Annotated in this window: 4 protein-coding genes; 2 read left to right on the top strand and 2 right to left on the bottom strand. The window is 51.3% G+C overall.

Annotated elements, in window-relative coordinates:
* Both fabG and gpmI read right to left on the bottom strand, forming a co-directional pair.
* A partial coding sequence (gene fabG / locus Q0236_RS03925) for a 3-oxoacyl-ACP reductase FabG (RefSeq protein ID WP_297915331.1) occupies window positions 1-598 on the bottom strand: 598 nt, incomplete at its 3' end.
* A gap of 101 nt (window positions 599-699) precedes the next feature.
* The gene (gene gpmI / locus Q0236_RS03920; RefSeq protein WP_297915329.1) at window positions 700-2,166 is read right to left on the bottom strand and encodes a 2,3-bisphosphoglycerate-independent phosphoglycerate mutase; all 1,467 of its coding nucleotides are present in this window, start codon (window positions 2,164-2,166) and stop codon (window positions 700-702) included.
* Window positions 2,167-2,364: 198 nt separating this feature from the next.
* Between gpmI and mraY the strand changes: the two genes are divergently transcribed.
* Together mraY and Q0236_RS03910 are read left to right on the top strand one after the other, a co-directional pair.
* Complete coding sequence (gene mraY / locus Q0236_RS03915) at window positions 2,365-3,429, top strand: phospho-N-acetylmuramoyl-pentapeptide-transferase (protein ID WP_297915327.1); 1,065 nt, start codon at window positions 2,365-2,367, stop codon at window positions 3,427-3,429.
* 113 nt (window positions 3,430-3,542) lie between these two features.
* A partial coding sequence (locus tag Q0236_RS03910) for a Mur ligase family protein (RefSeq protein ID WP_297915325.1) occupies window positions 3,543-4,057 on the top strand: 515 nt, incomplete at its 3' end.

Raw genomic sequence — 4,057 nt, 5'->3', positions numbered from 1 at the left:
CGTCGTAGCTTAGCGCATCCGTCATATCCGTAGCGATGAAGCCCGGAGTTATGCAGTTGAAGCGGATGCCGCGCGCCGCGCCCTCTTTTGCAAAGCTCTTACTCATCGCGATCATTCCGCCCTTGCTCGCGCTGTAATTGACCTGCCCGGCGTTTCCCATTTCGCCGACGATCGAGGCGATGTTTACGACCGCGCCGAAGCGCTTTTTGCTCATTAATTTTAAAGCTTCGCGGCAGCCGATGAAGGCGCTGCTTAAATTTGCTTCGATCACGCCCATGAAGTCTTCCAGCTTCATCCTAAGCGCGAGCTTGTCGTTCGTGACGCCCGCGTTATTTACGAGATAGCTTAGTTCGCCGTCGCTTTGCGCGATCAGGGCAATCGCCTCGCTAAATTCCGCCTCGTTCGTCGCGTCAAATTTTATCACGGCGCCCTCTCCGCCGTTTGCGCGGATCTCCTCTAGCAGCGCGTCGGCTATCTCGGGCTTTGAGCGATAATTGATCCATACCTTAAGCCCGTAGCCCGCTAAAGTCCTTGCAATCTGCGCGCCGATACCGCGGCTTGCGCCCGTGATTAAAACATTTTTCCCGCTAAATTTCATACTTGTCCTTTTGTTAAAATTTTAATCTCTAGCGTAAATTTATCCAAATTTACCTAAATTTTAGCAGTTTAAATCTACTCGCGACCTGCGCCGTTTAAATTTCAAAATAGCGCCTCGTCCATCTCCGCGGGCTTCGGTAGCCCCATTAGCTTTAGCACGGTAGCTGCAACGTTACTAAGCCCAAGTCCGCTTTTTAGTTCATGCACGCCGCGTCCCAGCACGAAGCAAAATACGTCAAAGGTCGTGTGGTTGGTTAAAATTTCGCCGTCAGCGTCTCGCATCGCCTCGCAGTTGCCGTGATCGCTAATCTGCACGTAGGCGTAATCGTGCGCCTTCGCCGCGCTTAAAATTTTACCGATGCACTCATCCACCGCTTCGACCGCCTTTATCGCGGCATTGTAGTTGCCCGTATGGCCGACCATATCGCCGTTTGCGAAATTTACGACGATGAAATCGATCCCCGCTTCGATGCCGCGGATCACCGCATCGCACACCGCGGGTGCGCTCATCTGCGGCTGCTCGTCGTAGGTTTTTACTTTCGGGCTCGGGATCAGCACGCGAGTTTCGTTCGGCAGCGGCTCCTCGACGCCGCCGTTAAAGAAAAACGTCACGTGGGCGTATTTTTCGGTCTCGGCGGTGTGAAGCTGCGTAAGACCGGCGTCTGCGATCACTTCGCAGAGCGTGTTTTTAAGCACAGGCTTCTCAAAAAGCAGAGGAAATTTAAAGCTCGCGTCGTATTCGCTCATCGTGATTAAATTTTGCACGACGAACTTCCGCTTGAATTCGCTAAAGCTCTCATCGCCCAAAGCCGCGCAAAGCTCCCTAGCGCGATCGTTTCTAAAATTTATAAAAATCACTCCGTCATCCGCGCCGATACCGCTAAAGCCGTTAAAGCTCGCAGGCTCGATAAACTCGTCGCTCACGCCGCGCTTGTAGCTTTGCAGCACATACTCGCTAGGCGAAATTTCAAGCGGCGCCGCTTCGCCCATAAGCACGTCGTAAGCGCGCTTTACGCGATCAAAGCGCTTGTCGCGATCCATCGCGTAAAAGCGCCCGCACACGCTAGCAACTTTAAATTTAGCCTGTAGACGCTTTAAAAATTCCGCCCCGCTACTCGGCGAAACGTCGCGCCCGTCGGTGATAGCGTGCGCCCAGGTCTCGCAACCAGCATTCTGAGCTATCTCGCAGATCGCGTCGAAATGGCGCAGATGCGAATGTACGCCGCCGTCGCTGTAAAGCCCTATGACGTGCAGCCTGCGGCACTTTGAAAGCAGGCTTTGCAGCGCTTCGTTTTTCTCAAGCGAGCCCTCATCGATCGCGCGATCGATTTTGACTAGGTTTTGATACAGAATTCTGCCGCTTCCGATCGTCATATGCCCTACTTCGCTGTTTCCCATCTGCCCTTGCGGCAAGCCCACGGCAAGCCCGGAGGTGTGCAGCAGCGTATTGGGCACGTTTTTAAAAAGATAATCATAGGCGGGCTTTTTTGCGTTTGCAAACGCGTTAAATTTATCGCTCGCGTTAAAGCCGATGCCGTCGGTGATGAGTAAAATCGTCTTTTGCCCCATTTTGGCTCCTAAATTTCGTCTAAATTTCGCCGCACAGGCCTTTTGAAGCAGGTCTGCGGCGCTGTTTTTACGAGCGGCATTATACTTTCTTTTGGCAAATGCGGCAAAATTTCATCCGCCCTAAAAGCTAAATTTTACCTCTTTTATACTAAAATGCGCGTTTTCATATAAAATTTCATAAAATTTAAAAGGCAAACTTTGTTTTATTATCTCTATCATCTTACGAATATAAATTTTTTCCAATACATCACCGCGCGCGCAGGAATCGCGTTTTTTATCGCTTTTTGTTTTTCGGTCTGGGCTATGCCGCGGTTTATCCGCTGGGCGCAAAATAGACACGCCGCGCAGCCCATCTACGAGCTCGCACCGCAAAACCATCAGAAAAAGAGCAAAACCCCCACGATGGGCGGGCTCGTTTTCGTTACCGCCGCGGTGCTCGCAAGCCTGCTGTGCGCCAAGCTAAATAACGTCTTCGTGCTCTGCGGATTGCTTTGTTTGGTGGGCTTTGGATACATTGGCTTTAAGGATGATATCTCTAAAATTTTAGGCCGCCAAAACCATGCGGGCCTTAGCGCGCGGGCTAAATTTGCGCTGCAAAATTTCTTGGCGTTTCTGATCGGAGCTACGCTTTATGCCTTCAGCGATCTGGGCGGAGAATTTTTCGTGCCGTTTTTCAAATACCCTCTGCTAAATTTATGGATCTTCGCGCCGCTGTTTTGGACAATCGTGATAAGCGCTAGCTCAAACGCGGTAAATTTAACCGACGGCCTGGACGGATTAGCAACCATTCCGTCGGTGTTTTCGCTCTGCACTTTGGGCGTATTCGCCTATCTTTGCGGGCATGCGATCTACTCGCAGTATCTCTTGCTGCCGCGTGTCGCGGGTGCGGGCGAGGTCTGCATCATCGTCTCGGCACTCATCGGCGCGCTGCTTGGGTTTTTGTGGTTTAACTGCTACCCCGCCGAAGTCTTTATGGGCGACAGCGGCAGCCTCAGCGTAGGCGCGTTTTTAGGATACTGTGCGGTCATCACGAAAAATGAAATTTTACTCATAATGATCGGCTTCGTCTTCGTCATCGAAACGCTCAGCGTGATCTTGCAGGTGGGCAGCTTTAAAATTTTCAAACGCAGAATTTTCCTGATGGCGCCGATACACCACCATTTCGAGCTTAAAGGCTGGGTCGAGAATAAAATCATCATCCGCTTTTGGATCATCGCGCTGATCGCAAATATCATAGCGCTGACGTCGCTGAAATTGAGATAAAATGCGAGCGCAGGTCAAGCGCAGTTTTTTGAAAGATGCGAGAGGAACGGCGAAATGAGCGAACTTGGCGCCGATGAGATAACTCAAATTTTATGGGGCGAAGGGGGAGAAAAATGAAAAAATCACTATTCGGCTACGGGCTTACGACCAAAGCGATCGCCGAGCACTGTCAAAAAGACGGCTGCTGGGATATCTTTGATGATAAATTTGAAATTTCTTCGGGCGCGCCGAAGCTGGACGAGTTCGGCAATGCGCTTTTAAACCCAAGCGAGTTTGATCCCGCCGCAAGCGAGCTTGAAATCCCAAGCCCTGGCTTTCCGCCGCATCACGAGCTGGTGCAAAAAGCACGGAATTTAATCAGCGAATACGATTATTTTGACGATTACAAAGGCCTTAAAATTTGGATCAGCGGCACGAACGGCAAGACGACGACGACGAAGATGATGCAGCACCTGCTCGAGCGATACGGCTCTCAAATGGGCGGCAACGTGGGCGTCCCGCTTGCAAAGCTAAACAAAAGCGCCAAAATTTGGGTGCTGGAGACGAGCTCGTTTACGCTGCACTACACCAAGCACGCGCATCCCGACATCTACGTGCTGCTTGCGATCACGCCCGATCATCTTAGCTG

The sequence above is a fragment of the uncultured Campylobacter sp. genome (genome assembly GCF_938031315.1).
Taxonomy (GTDB): domain Bacteria; phylum Campylobacterota; class Campylobacteria; order Campylobacterales; family Campylobacteraceae; genus Campylobacter_B.
The sequence above is the reverse complement of the archived record's forward strand: the minus strand, read 5'-3'. Positions and strand labels throughout refer to the sequence as shown.